Origin of the sequence: Planktothricoides sp. SR001 (assembly GCF_001276715.1) — a bacterium.
Classification (GTDB): Bacteria; Cyanobacteriota; Cyanobacteriia; order Cyanobacteriales; family Laspinemataceae; genus Planktothricoides; species Planktothricoides raciborskii.
Map to the genome: position 1 here is coordinate 64,588 of NZ_LIUQ01000006.1, position 22,099 is coordinate 86,686.

A 22,099-nucleotide genomic window follows, 5' to 3' on the forward strand; every position below is an offset into this window, starting at 1 on the left:
TTAAAATATTGTAGGGGCGAATGCGAGAACGCCCCTACGGAATGCTTCGCCCCTAAGAAAATTTATGGTTAATTAATCTTAAAACCGCTGTAAGATAGTACCGGGAATAATCGGGAATAATCGGGAATTATTATGAACTGGCAAGAAGAAAATCAAAAGTATTTGATGGGTGCGATCGCGCGGGTGCAAGGGGCATTAGAACTAATGATTAACCAAACTCCTGGTCAAGTTAAATTGCCGACTTTGCCTCCTAGCCAGTTCAGCCAACCGACAGCGTTAGAAACGGTCTGTAAATCTTTCCAACTTTCCCCTTTTGAAAGGGATTTATTAGTATTATGTGCGGCGGTAGAATTTGATGCTCAATTTGCCGGACTTTGTGCCCAAGCCCAACATAATGAGCAAAAAATTTATCCGACTTTTAGTTTAGCTTTGGCCATATTTCCGGGGGGACATTGGGATGCTCTGAGTCCGATAAATCCCCTGAGAAAATGGCGATTAATTGAAGTGGGTGTGGCCAGAACTTTGGCCACGAGTCCCCTGCGAATTGATGAGCGAATTTTACATTATTTGGTGGGGGTTAATTATTTAGATGAACGCTTGCATGGCATTGTTGAACCTTTAAGTCCAGAGTTTTATGTTGAGGTAGGGGAGAACGGCATTTCGCCCCTACTGTTGGTTTCGTCTCATCAAGAGTTGGCGCAAGAAATTGTCGCTAGTTGGGGGCAAAGTTATGCCGAATTTGGCCGGTTTCCATTGTTACAATTATGTGGGATGGAACCGGCTAGTAAACAGGCGATCGCGGCTAAAGCTTGTGCTGACCTTGGCCTAAATTTATTGGTGATGTCAGCAGATGCTTTACCAGCGGATCAAACCCAACAAAATTTACTGAAAAGTTTGTGCGATCGCGAATATATTTTAAATAAAAGTGCCATATTTCTCGACTGCGACCACTTAGAAAGTAATGAAGCATGGAGAGAGGCAACCGTAGCCCGTTTTATTGATACGATTAAATGTCCTTTAATAGTCAGTAGTCGCGATCGGCGCACCCAACGGCAACGCCCCCTAATTACCCTAGAAGTCACTCATCCCACAGCCCGCGAACAACGCATAGTTTGGCAAAATGCCTTGGGTGATATGGCCACTCAACTCAATGGCCATATTGAATCTTTAGTCGCCCATTTTAACCTCAGTCCTTCGGCGATTAATTCTGCTTGTTTGCAAGCCAAAGGAATCATCAATCAAAAACTAGAAAATCATCAAATCAATCAAAACATATATCAAACAAGTCAACCCGAAAATTTTGCCCAAACTGAACCTACAGAAACTACAGAACTTCAGGAAAAAATTCATCATCAACTGTGGCAAACTTGTCGCCTTCAAGCCCGATTAAAAATGGATGAATTAGCCCAACGCATCGACACAAACGCCACTTGGGATGACTTAATTTTGCCGGAAAAAGAGAAACAAGTTTTGCAAGAATGCTACGCCCAAGTGAAACAAAGAGTTAAAGTTTATGAACAATGGGGTTTTGGGGACAAAAGTGGCCGAGGCTTAGGCATTAGTGCCTTATTTGCCGGGTCTAGTGGCACGGGAAAAACAATGGCAGCAGAAATTTTAGCCAAACAATTACAACTCGACCTTTATCGAATTGATTTAAGTTCAATTGTCAGTAAATATATTGGCGAAACCGAGAAAAACTTGCGGCGGGTTTTTGATGCTGCTGAAGGGGGCGGCGCGATATTATTATTTGATGAAGCTGATGCTTTATTTGGCAAAAGGTCTGATGTTAAAGATAGTCACGATCGCTATGCCAATATTGAAGTGGGCTATCTCTTGCAGCGCATGGAAGCCTATCGGGGTTTAGCCATTCTCACCACTAACTTAAAAAATTCCATTGACCAAGCATTTTTGCGCCGGATTAGATTTGTGGTGCAATTTCCTTTCCCAGATATCAATCAACGGGGAGAAATTTGGCAGCGCATTTTCCCCGAAAAAACCCCAACGGAAGGATTAGCGTTTAAGAAGTTAGCCAAACTGAATGTAGCCGGAGGAAATATCCGCAATATTGCCATAAATGCGGCATTTTTAGCCGCTGAAGCCGGGGAACCTGTGATGATGAAACATATTTTAGAAGCGACGAAAAGTGAATATATAAAAATTGAGCGCACCCTGACCGAAAGTGAGATTAGAGGATGGCTTTAGTTTGACAATTTTGGTTATTTCATTCGGGGCATGGTTGCGGGGAGTGGTTATACCAATTTTAGAAACTACTGCTACAATTCCCTGGTTTATTTGGGCGCAAGCATTGCTCCCCTACTGTTGTATGAATTTTTGTAAATAAAATTACCAATTTCAAAATAATCCAAAGTCGGTTTTAACCGACTTGCGCTATTAGCCGGGGGTTTTAACCCCCGGCGGTTTATGTACCCCCGCAATTAACCGACGATTGCGGGGATTAAAATCCGGCGGGGATTAAAATCCCCGCCTGTAGGGGTCAACGGCCGTTGACCCCTACAGGCGGTTGAAATCGACTATTTTACTAATTTTAGAAACTATACAATTCCCAGGTTTATTTGGGCGCTTTTCCGTAGCGCCCCTACTGTTGGATGAATTTTTGTAAATGGTATTAGTTAGTAAGGTGGGCAAAATTTGACCCACCCTACAGTTGCAGGAAATTGGCATTAAATGCCCACGGAACTCGTTTCTAGGGAACTGCCTTCCGACGGGGGTTGGTTGAGTTGTTCTAAAATTTGTAAAACTTCCCGCTCAAAGGTGACTAAAGCCCGGTTTGTCCGACCGCCAATATAACATTTGCCGTCTTTTTGTAACGCCCAAATTTGGGAGTGAGAGACGTAACTCATCATTACTCCTAGCATCAGTAAACCAAAGCCGGTGTAAACAATGGGAATGCCCGGATCGCTTTTAATTTGTAAGCCGGTACTGCCTACTAAATCGACAATGGTGAGGGTGATGCCATTGACTTCGATCGCGCTGCCTGTGCGGACAGTGCTGATTAATTTGCCATCATTGCCATAGAGTAAAACCGTGCCTTGTAAGTCAATGGCAATCACGGAAACTCCATCACTTAAATCGGTTTTGGTGGGAATCCAAGTCCCCCAAACTCTGGTCTTACTTCCGGTTTTTAATTCACCCATTGGTAATTGCAAAACTGGGCTATTATTCAGCCGGACTTTAATCCCGGCAATGCCCCAATCGGTTTGGTAAAGGGTTACGCCCCGATAGCGTAAGGGCTTGTTTACATAAATAGTTTGGCGATCGACTTCTTGTTGTTGATTATCCAATACAGATAAGTCAGAATAAAACTGGTCAATCTTGCCATCTTCTTGGTATTCAATCCAGAATCGATTGACTTTGACTGACCAATCTTTAAATACATTTAATTGCGCCAATGGCCCCGCATCGATAATATTATTGATGCTGAAACTATCCCCACTGGGGATTAATTGTTGGGCCATAATTCCCGTGAGGGTGCCCCAAATTGCCCCCGCCAAAATAATCAACATACTGGCATGGACAATAATTGGGCCAATTTTGCCGATTATGCCTTTGCGGGCATAAATTTTATTGCCTTCTCGAAATACGCGATAGCGCCGATTTTGTAATACTTGTTCCAGTTCGTTGAGATGGCCGCCACTGAGTTGGGTACTGAGGGCTAATTTTTCATATTGTCTGGGTTTTTCATAAAATTTCCAGGTTTGGGCTGCTTTGAGGGCAGGAAATTGATGGGTAAAGGTACAAGCGGTTAAGCTGGAACCAAATAAGATTAAAATAGAGAGAAACCACCAGGTTTTATAAACATGATCGAGGCCAACAGTTTTAACTACTTTCCAGGTGAGGAAGCCAAATAAGGCTGGGTTTTCGGGATAGTTTGCTTGATAAAACTGTAGGGATTCTCCTTGTTCTATGACGGTGCCAGAGATGCTAAAAAAGGCGATCGCTAATAGTAAGATAATCGCTAATCGTAAATCGCCAATAATCAGTAATACTTTGCGGAGCAATTGTTTAGCTGTCCAAGTTTTGGGTGCTGAATTTTCCGGCGGTTTTTCTGAGGGTACAGAGTCTTTAGATTCGTTTAAGTTCATGGTTTATGTGTTCCAGATTTATTGTGTTACTTAAATCAACTGAAAAGCGAACATAGGATCATCCCACTTGGGTAAGGGCGAAGCATGACCGCAGGTAAATTATTGGTTAAAAGCCGAAATTTTATCCGGTCATGCTTCGCCCTTACAGAATTATATAAAAGCAGAAATATATTGGGCGAAGCATTCGCGTATATAGATAATTTTTCTGTTTATCCGGGAGATATATCCGCGAATGCTTCGCCCCTACTGGAGATGCGGCGCGGCGCAAATTAAGCTACGGGCAAGAGTCTAAATAACAGGGTAAACACCCCAAATCCGACTAATAATGCGCCGCTGACTGGAGTAATCCAACTAGACCATTTTCTTAATTCTAAGAGTTTTTTGATGCTGGCGGTAAAAGTTCCTGCTAAAATTAATGGGGAAACATAACCAGCGGCATAAGCTAATAGCAATACCCCGCCTAAGATGAGGTCTTGGCTGGTGGAAACCCAAGCTAATAATGTGGCTAAAACCGGGGTACTACAAGGAGAAGCCACTAAGCCAAAGGTTAGACCGAGTAAGTAAGAACGAATGCCTTTCGGTAAGTCTTGGGAAATCCACTGCATTCCGTCAAATGATGGCAGTTGAATGGGTAAGGCTTCGAGTAAGTTTAAACCCATTAAAATGGCGATCGCGCTAACCAGAATTGGCAAACCAATGCCAACTTGTCCATAGACTTTGCCCAACGTCGCGGCGGCAATTCCTAAAGCCGCTAGGGTGGTGGCGAGTCCCAGGGAAAACCAGGCAGACTGGGCCGCTGCTTCCAGGCGATTTTTAGTTTCATAACCGCCAATATAGCCAATGGTAATTGGCAACATGGAAAGCATACAAGGGGTTAAACTGGTGAGTAAACCCGCCAGAAAAATGACCCCAACACTGACAAAAGTTAAATGGGTGATTTGGTTCGTGACCAGGTTGTTTGCCAGTTGTTGCAGGTGATAAAGTTGTGTTTCTAGGGAGTTAATCATGGGCATGGGTTGAGGCCGAATCTGATTTTATTGTATTTCGAGATGGTGTATCAGGAAAATATTTATAATTTATCAGCCCAGAAACCGGGTTTCTCATGGGTTACAACTGGTCATTCTCGATCCTCAACCCAAGAAACCCGGTTTCTTTTCTCATTAGACAAGAAAGCTTTCATTATAAAAAGCCCCTCTTTTTTAGGGGGGTTGGGGGGATCGAAATATTTATTTTGCGCTCTTGTCTATTATGCCTCTCCCTAGAGGGTATCGGGATCGATGCCCAACTCCTGAAGTTTTGCTAAGGCTTGATTGAGTTTGGCTTGAGTTTGTTCTTCCCGCAACAGTGCCCGATCGCGTTCAGCTTGTGCCTCTTGTTCTGCGAGTCGGGCGGCATCTCTTTCCAGAAACATGGTTTCCGGTTCAGCAAAAGGTTCGCCATTGGGATGAAACACCGCTAACCCATCCTCCATTAGTTCAAATCTAATCTGCAATAACGGCGATGTCCAAGGCAAATACAACGCGGTAATCAAGGTGCAAATATCATCAGGCTGCGATCGCACAAATCCCCAGAAATCTTTGCGTTCGAGGTCATAGTAATAACTCTCTAAAACCCCGTAGTCTTCATAAAATTTTTGCTTTTCCGCCATTTCCCGACGGGTGTTGCTTGGTGAGAGAATCTCAAATACTACTTGCGGGGCAATGTTGTCTTCTTCCCATTGCTTATAGCTGCCGCGATATCCCGCAGGACGACCCAAAGCCACCATTGCATCTGGCGCTTGGCGGGGTGCCGGTGGTTCCTCTACTTCCACGGGATACCACAGCAAATCTCCGGCTACAAACGCTACTTCATCTTTTAATAAATGCTTCAGATTTGTCACCAAACGCACAATCCATTCATATTGTTCTGTATTATCGGCCATCGGTTTCCCGTCAGAATCAGGGTAAAGTAGTTGAGCAGAAAAAGGGGCTTGAATCATTAGTTATACAATAGTCGATCGCAGTTAGTTTATTTTAACTGATTTATTAGATCGTGACTTGCCAAGGCTGACGGTCGGGGCAAACTCATAGAAAGAATAAGATAAGTAGGTGGGCAGAAATAAATGCACCACAGACCATATCAGAAGAAAAACTGTCATTCCCGCGAAGGCGGGAATCCAAAGCCTATCGGCGGAGAACGAAAAGTGCAATTAATTATCTTCACCTACTTAGCCCTCTCGAATAAACCAATACCGGGATGGTTCATCAAAAGGGGAATTGAGGATGGGTTCGTTGACTTCGTAGGTCATTTTTAAAAAATCTAATTTTTTGATGTCTTTAACTGGGTGAAATACATCATTCAAACTCGGAACTTAGGTCTAGGTTTATATATTCATCATAGTTTGGTTGGTAGTCTTGCTCTATAAATGCAATTTCCTTCTGAATAAGTTCCGGATTTGATAAAATACGGTCATGCTTTTCTTTAGCTTTGTTAAAAGCTTCTTCCAAGGATTTACCTGTTGCTTCTATTGGTATTTTGTATCTTGCATTTATGTGGGTTTCCACAGTCCATTTAGTAGAATGAGACGAAACGGAAACTGTAAATTTATATAATTCAGACCGACAAGTTAGCTTAAACCCAAATGTTTTTCTTTTGAAACAACCAGTGTATTCGTGAGTAAAACTATCATATTTTATATTCTTGTCGTATTGTTGGCAAAAAGTTCTCATCTGATTTATGTTAACTGGTGTGTTTGAATTTAAAACATTTTGCTTTAACTCCATAGTTTCTAAAAATAACCCGGCTTTTTTCCTTTGAAAGTCTAAATCTGCCTCTAAGAGAGTTTCACCTATACCTATTATTTCTGATTTAAAATCATCGATACTTAAAAGTGGGCTTATATAAAGAATAATCCATCCTTTTTCACCTTCATGTTCACAACAAATATATTGCTTGTAATACAATACTTCGCTAGTTTCAAATTTTTTAGCGTTTCTTTTTTTATTAATCAAATCAATTTTTTTATCCGTGACCTTTGACTGATTGTTTTTACCCGAGTATTTATTTAAGTATTCTTCAGTTATTTGTTCTGGATTTATAATTCGGAATGGTGCAATACAGCTATAACAGTTAATTTGCATTTGAGCTTTTTGCAAATAGTCCTCGCTATCACGTTTTGTGGTTTCTAAATATTGTTGTTCTAGCTTTTTAAGACTAGGTATTTTGATGAGATTATTTAAAATAAAAATTTGACTGTACGTTTTATTGCTTTCTTCCAAAAGATTGTGTACAATAAGTAGCCTAGGATTTAGATAAATTGATATTGAATTTCCTGTTTCTAAATTGACTAACGGGTCATACATAAAACAATACTGAATAAACCGATTTACTGATCTCAGTTTTTGATGGAATCGCTGGGCTTGTTGAAAGTGGCGATTATTACAATCTATTGAGGAGTAATCGATTCCTTCAGAAATATCGATATCAAAAAAAGGTTCTTGAATTTCATTTTCTCGGTAATTCATTTTCTACAGTAGCTCCAATAACTACGATAAACGCTTAGTAAATAACAATTCATTACCCCGGTCATCAATAACTTTAACCGCAATTTCCTGATGCTTCCCTGCCTCAAATGGTGCGCTAATTGTCCCCGCTAAATGCTCCCAAACTTCATTATCATAGGTTCTCTTTAGTGCCTTCTTGATGCCGTCCCAAGCACTTGTACCGGGGAAGAAAGCCTGATTGACATGGAAACATAGGCCGTCATAGTTTGTGTCAAGAAACCACGCGGGAACGTTGTTTCCTGACTCTGACTCCACTTCCATTGTGATTGGGTCAAACACATCCAATTTGCACTATTTTACTGAAGTTAGCGATCTATGTTACACTATATATTTTCCAATGTGTGTAAATTTTTGTATTAAATAGTTGAATATTTATTGCGATTTGTTGCAATAAATTAAGTGATCGCTGGTTCAGTCCTAAATGCGATCACTTTTATTGGTTCAAACTAACAACAAAATTTAAGCACCAGCCACTACAGCAATTTACTCGTGGAGAAAATTGCTGTAACACTGAAATTGTAGCAAAAATTTTAAAACTTGGTATGAAAAACCGGGTTTTTATGCGGAATTAGCCACAAAAACCCGGTTTTTTTTCTGATTATAAATCCCGGTGGGTAAAAGATTTAGGATGGTCGCCAGCGTATGTGGCAACAATGTGACCGTTGCCCGTGACTTGATATTTATAAGTAATTAATCCTTCGAGTCCCACGGGGCCACGGGGCGGCATTTGGCTGGTACTAATGCCCACTTCCGCACCAAAACCATAGCGGAAACCATCGGCAAAGCGGGTGGAACAATTATGAAACACTCCAGCCGCATCTACTTGGGCTAAAAATTTGCTGGCAGCAGCGCTATCTTCGGTGACGATCGCATCAGTATGTCCCGATCCATATTGATTAATATGAGCGATCGCCGCTTCCAGGGAATCCACAATTTTAATTGATAGGATTAAATCCGTATATTCTGTAGCCCAATCTTCGTCCGTAGCTTCCGCGATCGCCAAATCCCGGAGAAAATCACGGGTAATGCGATCGCCCCGTAATTCTACTTGATGAACTTGCAAACCTTTCGCCACCAAAGGCAAAAAATTAGCGGCAATATTGCGGTGAACTAACAAAGTTTCCGTAGCATTACAAGCAGCGGGATACTGAGTTTTAGAATCCACCGTAATGTTAACCGCTTTTTCCATATCTGCCGCCGCATCTATATAGAGATGACAAACGCCATCCGCATGACCCAACACGGGAATATTCGTGTTATTCATCACGAACTGGACAAAAGAATTAGACCCTCTGGGAATAATCAAGTCAACATATTTATCCAGTTTCAGTAACTCTTGAATTTCCTCTCTAGTGGTCAGCAATTGCACCACATCTGGAGCGATTTTCGTTGTCCCAAGACCTTGGCGAATGGCTTTCACAATCGCGGTACAAGAATGAATCGCCTCTTTTCCGCCTTTGAGAATTACCCCATTACCGGATTTAATCCCTAAAGCCGAAATTTGAATCGCCGCATCCGGTCGCGCTTCAAAAATAATCCCCAAAACTCCCAGGGGACAAGTCACTCGCTTGAGAATCAATCCTTCATCTAGTTCTCGGTGAATTTGCACGGCGCCAACGGGATCCGGCAATTTCCCCACATCTCGTACTCCGGCAATAGTGGCTTGGAGTTTGCTTGCGGTGAGTTTCAGTCGATGATACAAAGGTTTGGCAATGCCGTCAGCCACAGCGTTTTCACAGTCGATCGCATTAGCAGCGAGAATGTCCGGGGTGGCAGCTTCCAAGGCAGCGGCGATCGCTTCAATTCCTTGATTTCTCTCCTCGGTGGACAGAATCCCCAACTGACGGGCAGCGTCACGGGTTTTGCGGGCAATATCTTCTAAACTGGGCGATCCGGTTGCAGTCAAAGTCATAGATTTAGATCGGTTACAAAACGTCAATTATTTCATCCTACCGCTGAGTTTCTCAGGGGTTAAATATTTTCTGAGAAACCGGGTTTCTTTAGGGAATATCGGCGTTGCGACACAAATTATCGGAGAAACCCGGTTTCTTTGGCAGCGATTTGCTTGGGGGCGAAGGGGCGATCGCAGCCCCAAAAGCCAGAATCAGTGTCAAAATAAATTTTAGGACTTACGCAGAATATTTATCTGTAAATATTTTGCGGGGGATTTTGTAGGGGCAATCCGATGGCGATGGTTGCCCCGATCCTCTCCCTGCGTAGGTGCTGCACTTATTGCATTGTGAGCGATCGCTATGACTAACTCATCTAATTCACCGAATTCAAACGACCAACCATCACCAAAAGACAACCGGCAATGGGACGAATTCATTGCGGTGATTGTGGCTTTATTAGGTATCGGTAGCATATTCTTTTGGATTATGCTGCGGGATAACTCAGCATTAACCTTAAAATCTCCCCAAATTTTTGTCAGTTCTCCACCATCAAGTCAATCATCAGAACCCTCAAAAGTTGCCGCTATTCAGCCAACTAGGGAAAATCAGCCCAAATTATCTGTTAATGATTCCCCAACCTTAGAAAAAGATGCCTCCTTACCGGGAAAAATTGCACCGAGTGCCACGAATCAAAACTCATCAAAATCAGACTTGGGTTCAAACGCAATAATTGGGGTGAATTCAACCGCCTCAACGCCGCAAAAATTACCTGAAACTGCATCATTTTCCACCCCAATAACCCCCCAGGTTGAAACCCCAGAAACCAGCAAAAAAAATGGTTCAGGGGCTATCCCAAAAATCCCAAATGCTGAAACCGCTACTCCCGGAGAAACTGCCCAAAAAACTGACAGCAAACCAGCGGTGACAACCCCAACAAATACGACAACAAATACGCCAGCAGAAAAATTTTCTGATGTCCCCGATGATTATTGGGCAAAACCCCAAATTCAATCGCTACTTACGATTAACGTAGTTTCGGGTTTTCCCGATGGTTCTTTTCGACCAAATGAGCCTATAACCCGTGCCGAATTAGCCGCTCAGTTGCAAAAAGTTTTTGAACATAAAGCCAAGCAAACAAGAGTTAAATATAAAGATATTACCCAAGAATATTGGGCAGCACAGGCGATTAATCAAGTTTCTGAAAGCGGCTTTTTACGGGGATATCCCGGAGAAGTTTTCCAACCAGAACAAAAAGTTCCTCGCGTGCAAGTTTTAGTCGCCCTTGCCAGCGGCTTAAATCTAAATTTGCCGTCCCAATCAGCGGGGATGATTAAACAATATAAAGATGCCAAAGATATCCCCAAATATGCCATCCAGAAAGTAGCGGCAGCGACGCAAAACCGTCTGGTAGTTAATTATCCCGATCGCACATTACTGAATCCCAATCAACCGGCAACGCGGGCTGAAGTAGCGGTGATGATTCATCAAGCTTTGGCGATCGCTGGGGCAGTCGAACCGTTGAACAATTCTTACATTGTTAGTCCTTAAATTAGTCAAATAATCCTTAAATAATTGACCTTTGTGTCAGGATTTCGGGGACGCAGATCCACCGATTAGCCAAATAAAATCATCAAAGCGCTCGCTTTGGGGTACAATAAAAAGGCGATCGCTTGTTTTTTGTAAAATTTGAACATTATTGATTCGTTCAACGTTATCTTATGTTTGGTAAAATCTCTCTCAGTTCTGTCGGTTTAGTCATTGGCGGTATCCTCACCGTAGTGGGATTTGCGGCTTACTTTGCCGACTATGCCACCTTAAACCTAGCCGGATTTTTTTATGGCATTCCCTTATTACTCGGAGGTTTAGCCCTCAAATCTGCCGAACTCAAACCCGTCCCATTTAGTCAACCAACCTCCGAGAAAGTCCTGGCATTGCGTCAAAAAATGGCCACGGAAATTCAAAATCAAATCCGCAAAGACGTGACCCGGTATCGTTACGGTCAAGATGCTCACTTGGATGATTCATTACAGCGATTTGGCTTAAATCCTAACGACAAAGAACGTCCGGTACTGGCGGCATTACGGGAAATAGAAATTGATGACAACTATGGGTTAATTTTAGAATTTGACTCACCCAAATTTACCCTAGAAACCTGGCAAGAAAAACGGGAAAAAATCGAAAAGTTTTTTGGGCCAGGAATCCGGGCTGAAATTACCCAACCGAAAAAAGATAGAATAGATGTAGCCCTGATTACCCAGCCCAAAAATTAACCAGGGAAGAGAGGGTGTAGGGTGTAGGGTGTAGGGTGTGGGGTGTAGGGTGTAGGGGTGCAGGGGGGCAGAGGGGCAGAGGGGAAAGTGAATAGTGAATAGTGAATAGTGATACTTATTTTCACTTGTAGGGGCGAATGGCCATTCGCCCCTACAACTTTCCTCTTTCCCCAACAACCAACCAACAACCAACAACCAAAGAATCCCTACCCAACAACCAACCAACAACCAACAACAACCAAAGAATCCCTACCCAACAAACAACAACCAACCAACAACAAAAATTAAGCTATTTTTCCAATCGCACTACATACCATTGCAGAGTTTTTCCTGGTGCCATTTGCAACTCACAGCCGGTGGTAAGTAAATATTTCGCTTGCTCATCAAGGGAGCTATATTTTCTGATATCTGGGGTTAATTCATCCACAGGAGTCTGGGATAAAATTTGTTTTAACTTAATCAAAAGTTCCTCCCCAGTCATAAATTCTTCTTCCAACAGGTTCGGGTCTAGAACCACAAAAGTTTCTTCCGCTTCATACATAATTGGACTTGGCATCGTTTCCTCCGTTTTTTATTGGTGTTTAGTGATTGATGACTGGTGATTAAGAATTTGGCTGAACTGCAAATCACAAATCACCAATCACCAACAACGTTTATTTTACTGCGATTTCATCCCCTGGGGATTGATTATGAAGTAATGTCATCATATCTTGACAAACAAAAAAATTGTAGCTATAGTAACAGTATAGGCAAAGCATATATATTAAAGGAGAATCACAAATGTCTCATCAAGCATACGAAGCATTTAATCGTCTAGCCCGCCGATTCCATGATGCGGTAGGTGCGGAAGGCCCAGTTAAAGACAATGAAGCAGAAGAACTGGTGGCTGAATATATCAACGTGATGATAGAACATTTATCCGATGAAACTTTAAGCCAAGTTCTCGATGAATTTCGAGTTGAAAAAGAGCGGATACAAAATACAGTTTCCTCCGTGAAAACTTGGCTAGAAGAAGAAGCGGATGCCAGAAAACAAAGAGAATTTCAACACTTTATTAACGAACTGCATAGCAAAATTGCTTGCACGGTTTAGCCTAGAACCTATTTTTTGATTAACTCAGTCTTTTTTCCGCGATCGCTTGATTAACCCCCAAAAACCGGATTAAAAATTGATTTATAGCCTTTTAGCATAAGCGAAATCCCCAAACCCCCGGTTTTTTTGAACAAACCGGGTTTTTTTGTCAGAGACTTCCGAAAGCAAATCTAAAGCAAAAATTCTAAATCACATATTAATAATTTGTGAAATCCTCAGCCAAGAGCGGGACTATTTTGCTAAACTGACTAAGTAATTGGCTAAAATTCAGGCTATTCCTGGAAAACCAGTCATCGAAATTTATCGGCAAGGAGTCTACTTAATGTCTGAAAATCAGGAAAATAAAACTCCAGAAGCAACCAATCCAGAAAATACTAATCCAGTCACTTCCTTATCGGCTAATCTGATGGGGAAGTTAACAGAAATTCTGAAAAGTTGGCAGTTTAAAGTTGGCATTGCCCTTTCTGTATTATTGGCTGGATTTTTCATCATCTTCTTTTGGCAGCATTTTGTGGCAGTTTGGGGAATGAAAGCTTGGTCAGCCCGTGCGGGGGCTGAACCGATTGAATGTATGATTAAAGATACCAATAACGATCAATATGTAAGCTGTAGTGCCATGCTCAAAGACCAGGTGGTTCCCCTGGAGTGTGGTTCGAGTATCTTTAATATTGGTTGTCGAATTAATTATGGGTCGGCAGCATCCCCAAATACTCGACAAATTAAGTAAAAATAATACCTGGGGTAATTTTGCTAGAAGCAAAATTACCCTCAGCATTGGTTATTAGTTATTAGTTTAGCCAAACAACCAACAACCAATAGGGTGTGGGGTGTGGGGTGTAGGGTGTAGGGAGCAGAGGAGCAGAGGAGAGAGTGAAAAGTGACAAGTGAATAGTGAATAGTGAATAGTGAATAGTGATATTTCATGGAAATGCATCACTTTTCACTTGTACGGGCGAATGGCCATTCGCCCCTACGACTTTTCACTTTCCCCAACCAACAAAAACCAACCAACAACAACCAACCAACAACAACCAACCAACAACAACCAATAACTATTTCAGGATTAAATCCTTAAAATTTTCCACCACTTCAGGATTATTGGTTCTGATATAAGTTTGGTATTCACCTCCGTTTACCGCGTCATAAACCATAATCATGGATGGAATATTTTTGGTTGTTTCTTGATCAACAAGTTCTTGGTATTTTGCCTCTGATAAGCCCCAGACTTTGCACTCGATACTGGCATTTAAGCGTTTGCCACTTTTGCGAATCAGCACCCATTGGCAATCAGGCAAAATTTGCCTAACAAACTCTGCCGCTGGGGTGAATGAGGGAAAGCCAAAATAGTCTACCCAGCGTTGACCATCCCCTGTCGCTGACAAGAGGCGATCGCTGACTTTAATAGTTTTCCAATCAGAAGTTTGGGGACATTTGGCTAACAGGTGTTCCCAAGCTTCTAGGATTTGACAAAGTTCTGACTTATTTAATTGTTTCCAGGGTTTTCCCACCCCTAAGACTTTTTCCACCATCACAGAGGAAAACGCATCTCCTTGCTGTCGTTGATTGATTTTCTCAATAACTTGCTGTAATTCGATTTTGCTTAAAAAATTATGCAACATAAGTTTTTACCTATTGAATCAAAAAAATCCTGAAAGCGGAATAGCTAATGGGATATTTGGGCGTATTTGGGCATAAGATATGATCGATGCATATTTATGGGAACAAAGGTCAAAAATAAATAGAAATATCTTCGACAAAATCAACAATTTACTAGGGCATCAAATCCCGTTTATCTTACATACTATTATAGCACGTGGTTTTCAGGATTGCCCAGGGATTAAAGCGATTTTTTAGCTTTTTTCGGCGATCGCATAGGGAACACCAGTTTTTTTACCTAAGCCTGGGGCTGGATTATGCCTGGGTTTAATTAAGGCTGTAACTCCGGGATAAACCTGGCTTAAAATTCTGAAGAATTGGGTCTGATGCAAATCCCTCAATGTGCAAAAAATATTAGTTGGCAATCGTCAAAAGGATGGGCATCAAATCCTTGGGCAGTCAGCCCCGGCAAAAAGCTGGGTAAGTCAGGGGGCAAAATTTTGCTACAATTGACATCATCTCTGTTACAGCAGCTACTGTTAGCTCTTTTATGGACAAGGGAAGATGGACTCAGACTATTATGGGAAATCAGCAAGCAGCCGCGACATAAAAGCCTAGTCAAGTCTTGATTAAAACCAAAAAAAGATCAGAATCTACCATTTAGGAATTCCTATGATTTTTATCCCTGGATACAACATGAATGAAACGATCCATCAGAGCGATCGCACATTAGTCTACCGAGGAGAACGACAACGCGATCGCCAGCCAGTAATAATTAAAATTCCTAGGGCAGAATCGCCAAATCATTGGTTAAATATTTCGCGGATTACCCATGAGTATGCGATCGGCAAAAATTTCAACGATCCGGGATTAATCAAAATCTATGAACTCTGCCAAACTAATCAAGGAATCCCGGCTTTAATATTAGAAGACTTTGGCGGGGAATCTTTGACAAAATTTTTAGTCAATCATCCCTTATCTTGTCTGGATTTTTTGACTCTGGCGCTTCAGCTAACCCAGAGTTTAGATGTCTTACAAAAAGCACAAATAATTCATCAAAATATTCATCCCGGAAATATTTTAATTAACCCGATTAGTAAAATCATTAAACTGATTGATTTTAGCATGGCCAGCCCGGTAGAACACCTCCCTGGGCAAGGAAATAATTTGAGAGATTTTCGCCATATCCCTGGTATCAGCGCTTATACTTCTCCTGAACAAACCGGCAGAATGAATCGGGGCATTGATTATCGCACAGATTTCTATTCTTTGGGTGTGACATTTTATCAAATGTTAACGGGAAATCTACCCTTTGAAGCCAGTGAACCTTTAGAATGGATTTATTGTCATATTGCCAAAACTCCCCAGCCGATTGCCCCGTCACTAAATCCAAAATTGGCAATACCCCAGTCATTGGCTAACATTGTTTTCAAATTATTGGCGAAAAATGCTGAAGACAGATATCAAAGCATTCGGGGACTTCAAGCCGATTTACAAACTTGTTTAGATCAGTTGATTTTTACCGGAACTATAGAAAATTTTATCCTGGGACAACAGGATATGGCGGAGCAATTTCAAATTCCCCAGAAGCTCTACGGTCGAGAAAAAGAACTGGCGACTTTAATTAAAATTTTTCAAGCGGTTAATTCGGCGAGTAAGTCTGGCCATGATGCCATGAAAAAAAAATGTCCCCGCCACCCACAAGTCGTTTTAATTTCTGGGTATTCTGGGATTGGCAAATCTGCCTTAGTCCGGGAAATTCATCAGCCGATTGTGGCGAATCGGGGTTATTTTATTGGGGGAAAATTCGATCAGTATCAGCGGAATGTTCCTTATTCCGCGTGGCTGAATGCAATGCAGGAATTAATTTGCCAAGTTTTAACGGAAAGCGAAGCCAAAGTGCAAGCTTGGCAGGAAAAAATTATGCATAAGTTAGGCCAAAATGCTCAGGTCATGGTTGAGGTCATTCCTGAGTTGGAATTGATTCTGGGTAAACAACCGCCAGTCAAAAAACTTGGGGTGACGGAATCAGAAAATCAGTTTAATTTACTGTTTTTAGAGTTGATCTCGGTGTTTAGTCAGAACTCTCCATTGGTGATATTTTTGGACGATCTCCAGTGGGCAGATTCTGCTTCCCTTAAGTTACTAGAGTGCTTGATTTTCGATATTGCATCCGCAACGGTTCGCGATCGCGATTCCCTTTCCGGATCCGCTTCGCGGAATCGCCCCTTAGTCAGCAACAGTTCAGGGGAGGATCCAGAAGCGATCGCCCCGGTTGACCCATTATCGGTTCCTGACAGCGATCCTGACAGGGATCCTGAGAGCGATCGCCCCAGTCGTCTGGTGATCGTGGGGACGTATCGCGATCGCGATCTATCGGCAACTGAAGCTTGGCAATTGACGTTAGATCAAATTCAATCTAACCCTCAGCCTAACCCTCAGCGAGTCACCGAGATTAAACTCCGTCCCTTAACGATTAATGCGATCGATGAACTGATCAGTGATACCCTGCAATGTCCTCCAGAATGGACTCAACCCTTGGCAGAACTGTTATTTCATAAAACCAGCGGCAATCCTTTTTTCTTAAAGCAACTTTTACAATCTTTGTATCAGCAAAAGCTATTAATATATAACCGGGAAACCCGCCGCTGGCAATGGGATATCGAGCAGATTCAATCCGTAGAAATTACCGAAAACGTCGGGGAATTAATTCAGAAAAAATTGATCAATTTGCCATCAGGCACTTTGGAGATTTTAAAATTAGCAGCTTGCCTAGGCAACCGATTTAATTTAGAGTTTCTGGCGATCGCTGCCCAAACTTCTTTGGTAATTACCCTGGAACAAATGCAACCGGCAATCCAAGGTGATTTGATTGTCCCCCAAGGACACGATCCTTATGCGATCGCCTGCCTAAATCCCTACCTAAATCCCTGCCTAAATCAGGGGAAAATGACGGTAATTTCCCAGGATTTAGAGACCGCAAAGTCTCCACAGTCAGACATTGAAATTATTAAGTTTCCTCAATTAGTTTATCAATTTTTCCATGACCGAGTACAGCAAGCAGTTTATGGCTTAATTTCTGCCAATGAATCTAGCAAACTTCATTTAAAAATTGGTCAGTCGCTTTTGCAACATACGCCACCGGATCGACGGTATGAGGAAATTTTTGCCATTGTGAATCAAATGAATTTGGGCAGCAGCAGCATCACCGATTTATCTCAAAAATATGAATTAGCTAGATTAAATTTAATGGCCGGACAAAAAGCAAAAATAGCGACGGCTTATGAAGCGGCTTATCAGTATTTAACGATGGGGTTAAAACTGCTGACACCAGAAAGTTGGCAAACCCATTATGACCTGACCCTGGTGCTGCATATCGAAGCCCTACAAGCGGCTTATCTGAATATGGAATTTGCCCAAATTGAACCCTGGGCTGAGGTGATTCTGCAAAATGCCAAAACTACCTTAGAACGAGTTAAAGTATATGAGCTAAAAATTCAGTTTTATATCGGTAGCAATCAAATTCAGCCAGCGGTGATGAATGGGTTGATTGCCTTAAAAGAACTAAAAATTATCCTACCTCAATTTCCCAGTCAATTTTCAGAGTTTTGGGAAAAATTGCTGGCTAATTTATTTATAGAAGAAAATCAGATTACATCTATAAAAAAATTACCATTGATGACCGATACCTATCAATTAGCTGCCATGCGAATATTGCTGAATTTAGCCCCACCCACCGCCCAGATTAATCCGAGATTATTCAGTTTAGTGGTGTTAAAAATGGTGCAATTATCCCGGACTTATGGCAATTCTCCTTTTGCGGCTTATGGGTACGGAATTTATGGGGCGCTTCTCTGTCGGCGGGGGCTGGCGATCGCCCTGGGATATGAGTTAGGTCAACTGTCTTTAAATTTATTGGATAAATTTGAGGCTACGGAATTAAAACCCAGAGTCTATCGAACGTTTTATGGTCAGATTAATGTAGCCAAATGCCACTTAAAAGAAAGTATTATACCGTTAAGAGAAACGGTTCAATCAGGGTTAGAAAACGGAGACTTTGAATATGCAGGATATGCAGCAGTTGATGAGTGTCTGCACCGTTTTTTCTTGGGCGAAAATTTGCTATTTGTGTGGCATAAGGCTACGCAATATCTGGAATTATTAGCACCCTTGAATCAAAATTTAGCGATGGCCCAGTTAAATCTCTGGAAACAATTGGCTTTTAGTTTAAGTCGCCGTGAATGCGATCGCCAAACCGAGCAAATTTTCCCGAACCAGGAAGCATCTAGCCCTCTAGCGGTCAACCATGCCAACGCCCTGGCAAAAATCATAGTAGCTTATTTACGGAATCAACCAGAATCAGCAATTGAGACGATCGAGAGATATCAAAAGATTCACCAGGATGCGGATTTAATAACGCAAATTCAATTTAAATTTTATATTTCTTTACTGTTATTAATGCAGGGGCGAACCTTGCCAAAAAAAGAACAGCGCCGACTGTTAAAAATTGTCACCAAGTATCAAGGAAAACTGAAAAAGTGGGCTTTGTCTGCGCCGATGAATTTTCAGCATAAAGTTGACTTGGTGGCAGCAGAAACGGCGCGATTACTTGGGGATGCAAATCAGGCGATCGCCGCTTACGATCGCGCCATTACCGGAGCAACGCAACAAGGCTATATCCATGAAGCGGCGATCGCCAACCAAAGGGCAGGAGAATTCTATCAAGAACGGGGCAACCAGAAAATTGCCGAAATTTATCTGCGGGATGCTTATGATGGTTATTTAAATTGGGGAGCGATCGCGATCGTTAAACAACTAGAAACCAAATATCCACAACTATTTTCCTCCAGCATCACTCAACCAATCAAGCTGGATTCTGCCGCCACAACAGATCAAATAGATCCGATATATCGGATAGATCGGACATCCCGTCCCATCACCCCCACTCAACCCCCGTCCGTGGATTTCAATACAGTCATCAAAGCCTTGCAATCTCTAAGCAGTGAAATAATACTGGAAAATTTACTCGATCAAATTATGACAATGCTGGTGGAAAATGCCGGGGCAACTACGGGCTGCCTGCTTTGGGAATTAGAAGGCACCTGGGAGATCAAAGCCAGGGCAGTCTTAAATGAAGCCCAAACCATCATGGGTGAAAGTGCTCCGCACCGCTGTCGCGAACGTTCCCCGGTAGAAACCCGTGAGTATGTCCCCTTGTCGGTGATTAATTATGTGGAGAAAACCGGCGAAGATTTGGTCCTAGATGATGCCACCCTGGACGAACGCTTTAGCCAAGATGCTTATATCCAGACCAAGCAACCAAAATCAATGATTTGTACATCAATTCTGCATCAGAATAAAATGATGGGTTTGCTGTATTTGGAAAATCATCTCACCAGTTCCGCGTTTAGCTCCCAAAACCTGACCATTTTAAAACTCCTCTCTTCCCAAGCAGCGATTTGCTGGGAAAATGCCCAGCTTTACAACAGTATTTCCCTCCGGGAAAAACGGCTGCGTTCTCAAAGCAGCACCTTACTAAAACTCTCGCAGCGAAATCGACAACAAAATTCTCTGGAGTTTAGAAAAGCTTATGCGCCAACTCAAGATATTTTTGCCTTAGTCAACCGCAATTTTCAGCAGAAGCTAACCAGTCTGTCCCAGGATTTCACCCCTGGCAAAACTCATAGCAGCGATCGCTCCGACGATCTGCTGTTATCCGTCAAAGAAATCCTAGAAGCCAGTGCTAGAACCTTGGAAATTGAACGAGTCAGCGTCTGGATCTACAATGACCAACGCACTCAGATAAAATGCTTCGACCTTTACGAACAGACTCCCAACCGTCATACCTCTGGCATGGATCTGTCAGTTTCCGACTATCCGACGTATTTTCGGGTTTTATCCACGGAACGAATTATCGCCGCCTACGATGGTCGCACCGACATGAGAACGGCGGAATTTCGCGACCAATATTTAATTCCCCTCGGTATCACCTCCATGCTGGAAGCCCCGATTCGCGTAGGAGGGCAAATGGTGGGAGTTTTATGCCACGAACATATCGGTGCGCCCCGGCATTGGGCGATTGAAGAAGAAAACTTTGCCGCCTCGTTAGCGGATTTATTGGCCTTGGCCATTGAACGGTCTTATCGGGCGAAAGCGGAACAAGAACGCGATCGCTTCTTTAGTCTCTCCCAAGACTTACTCTGCGTCATCGATTTTCAGGGACAATTTACCCAACTCAACCCCGCCTGGGAAAGAACCCTCGCTATCTCCACCGAACAAATGTTAGGCAAATCATTTCTGGAATTTGTCCATCCCGAAGACCGACCCAGCACCCAGACAGCGACAGAAAAACTGGTTTCTCAACAAGAAATCATTACCTTTGAAAATCGTTATCGCTGTGCGGATGGTTCTTATCGGTGGCTATTTTGGAACGCCACACCGGATCTGGAACGGGAATTAATTTATGCCGTAGTTCACGATATCACCTATCGCGTAGAAGCCGAAGCCGCCCTGAAGCAAGCCAACGAAGAGTTGGAAATCCGGGTAGAAGCACGGACGGCGGAACTACAAGAGGCGATCGCCTCCTTGCAAAATGCCAACAAGCAACTCCAAGATGAAATTATCTTCCGTAGAACCACCGAAGAAGCCCTGCGCTATTCCCGATCTCGCTTAAAAGACCAAACCCAAGAACTGCAAAACGCCTTAGATCAACTCCAACGCACCCAAATTCAACTGGTACAAAATGAAAAAATGGCCAGTCTCGGACAGCTTGTAGCGGGAATTGCCCATGAAATTAATAACCCCGTAAGTTTTATCTATAGCAATCTCGATCCCCTGAACCATTACATTAATGACTTATTGCACTTATTGAATCTTTACCGGCAAGAATATCCCCAAATAAACCCGATTATTGAAGAAGGAATCGCCGCCGTTGAGTTAGATTTCTTAGTCGAAGATATCCCGAAACTTTTAGAGTCCATGAAAAGTGGCGCCGATCGCATTAGAAAAATTGTCCTGTCTTTACGGAATTTTTCTCGCCTCGACGAAGCGGCCAAAAAACGGGTGGATATCCACGAAGGACTGGAAAGCACCTTATTAATTCTGCAAAACCAACTCAAAGAAATTCAGCTAGTTAAAAACTTTGGCGAATTACCCCCCGTTGAATGTTACTCCGCCCAAATCAATCAAGTCTTTATGAATATTCTCGCCAATGCGATTGATGCCCTTCAACAAAAATATCTCAACTCCAAAGAAAAACCAGCGCAAAATCTATCATCCGATGAGAATTTCCCTCAGATTATCATCGAAACCGAACAGATCCATGAATCTGTGAGAATTAGCATTGCCGATAATGGCTTGGGAATTCCCGAAAACATCCAAAACCGGATTTTCGATCCCTTTTTTACCACCAAACCTGTGGGCAGTGGCACCGGACTCGGACTCTCTGTGAGTTATCAAATTGTAGTGGAAAAACATCAAGGCAACCTTTTCTGTCATTCTGAACCGGGCAAAGGAACAGAATTTGTCATTATTCTCCCCCTGCGTTTACCGGATTAATTAATCTATGGGTGGGTAGGGGCGGGGGGTGTAGGGTGTAGGGGAAG

General features: G+C 42.5%; 15 protein-coding genes. 7 read left to right on the forward strand and 8 right to left on the reverse strand.

From position 1 onward, the window contains the following. The first annotated feature begins 132 nt into the window (after nucleotides 1–132). The gene (locus AM228_RS05555; RefSeq protein ID WP_054465107.1) at nucleotides 133–2,202 is read left to right on the forward strand and encodes an ATP-binding protein; all 2,070 of its coding nucleotides are present in this window, start codon (nucleotides 133–135) and stop codon (nucleotides 2,200–2,202) included. Between the two features lie 479 nt (nucleotides 2,203–2,681). On the opposite strand, the gene AM228_RS05560 is transcribed toward AM228_RS05555, so the two are convergent. The 6 genes from AM228_RS05560 to AM228_RS05585 all read right to left on the reverse strand — a co-directional run bounded on the left by AM228_RS05560 (nucleotide 2,682) and on the right by AM228_RS05585 (nucleotide 9,557). Then, nucleotides 2,682–4,103, reverse strand: coding sequence for a cytochrome c biogenesis protein (locus AM228_RS05560; RefSeq protein ID WP_082348753.1), 1,422 nt, complete (start codon nucleotides 4,101–4,103; stop codon nucleotides 2,682–2,684). 269 nt (nucleotides 4,104–4,372) lie between these two features. Further along, nucleotides 4,373–5,110, reverse strand: coding sequence for a cytochrome c biogenesis protein CcdA (locus tag AM228_RS05565; RefSeq protein WP_054465206.1), 738 nt, complete (start codon nucleotides 5,108–5,110; stop codon nucleotides 4,373–4,375). 251 nt (nucleotides 5,111–5,361) lie between these two features. Further along, complete coding sequence (locus AM228_RS05570) at nucleotides 5,362–6,081, reverse strand: Uma2 family endonuclease (RefSeq protein WP_054465108.1); 720 nt, start codon at nucleotides 6,079–6,081, stop codon at nucleotides 5,362–5,364. Between the two features lie 355 nt (nucleotides 6,082–6,436). Then, nucleotides 6,437–7,606, reverse strand: a complete 1,170-nt coding sequence (locus tag AM228_RS05575) for a hypothetical protein (RefSeq protein ID WP_054465109.1) — start codon at nucleotides 7,604–7,606, stop codon at nucleotides 6,437–6,439. A gap of 21 nt (nucleotides 7,607–7,627) precedes the next feature. Next, nucleotides 7,628–7,930, reverse strand: coding sequence for a hypothetical protein (locus AM228_RS05580; RefSeq protein WP_231636635.1), 303 nt, complete (start codon nucleotides 7,928–7,930; stop codon nucleotides 7,628–7,630). Between the two features lie 313 nt (nucleotides 7,931–8,243). Next, complete coding sequence (locus tag AM228_RS05585) at nucleotides 8,244–9,557, reverse strand: glutamate-5-semialdehyde dehydrogenase (RefSeq protein WP_054465111.1); 1,314 nt, start codon at nucleotides 9,555–9,557, stop codon at nucleotides 8,244–8,246. A 340-nt stretch (nucleotides 9,558–9,897) separates the two neighbouring features. Between AM228_RS05585 and AM228_RS05590 the strand changes: the two genes are divergently transcribed. Together AM228_RS05590 and AM228_RS05595 are read left to right on the forward strand one after the other, a co-directional pair. Continuing rightward, on the forward strand, nucleotides 9,898–11,085 hold the full coding sequence (locus tag AM228_RS05590) for an S-layer homology domain-containing protein (RefSeq protein ID WP_054465112.1): 1,188 nt from the start codon (nucleotides 9,898–9,900) through the stop codon (nucleotides 11,083–11,085). Nucleotides 11,086–11,255: 170 nt separating this feature from the next. Next, on the forward strand, nucleotides 11,256–11,807 hold the full coding sequence (locus tag AM228_RS05595; protein ID WP_054465113.1) for a DUF2854 domain-containing protein: 552 nt from the start codon (nucleotides 11,256–11,258) through the stop codon (nucleotides 11,805–11,807). A 289-nt stretch (nucleotides 11,808–12,096) separates the two neighbouring features. Here AM228_RS05595 and AM228_RS05600 read toward each other — a convergent pair whose 3' ends face one another. Further along, nucleotides 12,097–12,363: a chlororespiratory reduction protein 7 gene (locus AM228_RS05600; protein ID WP_054465114.1), complete on the reverse strand. Its 267-nt coding sequence runs from the start codon at nucleotides 12,361–12,363 to the stop codon at nucleotides 12,097–12,099. A gap of 224 nt (nucleotides 12,364–12,587) precedes the next feature. Here AM228_RS05600 and AM228_RS05605 point away from each other — a divergent pair, with 224 nt between their 5' ends. Together AM228_RS05605 and AM228_RS05610 are read left to right on the forward strand one after the other, a co-directional pair. Next, on the forward strand, nucleotides 12,588–12,899 hold the full coding sequence (locus AM228_RS05605; RefSeq protein WP_054465115.1) for a hypothetical protein: 312 nt from the start codon (nucleotides 12,588–12,590) through the stop codon (nucleotides 12,897–12,899). A 256-nt stretch (nucleotides 12,900–13,155) separates the two neighbouring features. Next, a complete protein-coding gene (locus tag AM228_RS05610) occupies nucleotides 13,156–13,626 on the forward strand; it encodes a hypothetical protein (protein ID WP_231636637.1) in 471 nt (156 codons plus the stop codon). Between the two features lie 325 nt (nucleotides 13,627–13,951). Here AM228_RS05610 and AM228_RS05615 read toward each other — a convergent pair whose 3' ends face one another. Further along, entirely contained in the window at nucleotides 13,952–14,518 is a 567-nt protein-coding gene (locus tag AM228_RS05615; protein WP_072160673.1) for a hypothetical protein, read from the reverse strand. A gap of 363 nt (nucleotides 14,519–14,881) precedes the next feature. Between AM228_RS05615 and AM228_RS05620 the strand changes: the two genes are divergently transcribed. Both AM228_RS05620 and AM228_RS05625 read left to right on the forward strand, forming a co-directional pair. Beyond that, on the forward strand, nucleotides 14,882–15,124 hold the full coding sequence (locus AM228_RS05620; RefSeq protein WP_054465116.1) for a hypothetical protein: 243 nt from the start codon (nucleotides 14,882–14,884) through the stop codon (nucleotides 15,122–15,124). A gap of 67 nt (nucleotides 15,125–15,191) precedes the next feature. Beyond that, nucleotides 15,192–22,052, forward strand: coding sequence for an AAA family ATPase (locus AM228_RS05625; RefSeq protein WP_054465117.1), 6,861 nt, complete (start codon nucleotides 15,192–15,194; stop codon nucleotides 22,050–22,052). Nucleotides 22,053–22,099: the final 47 nt, after the last annotated feature.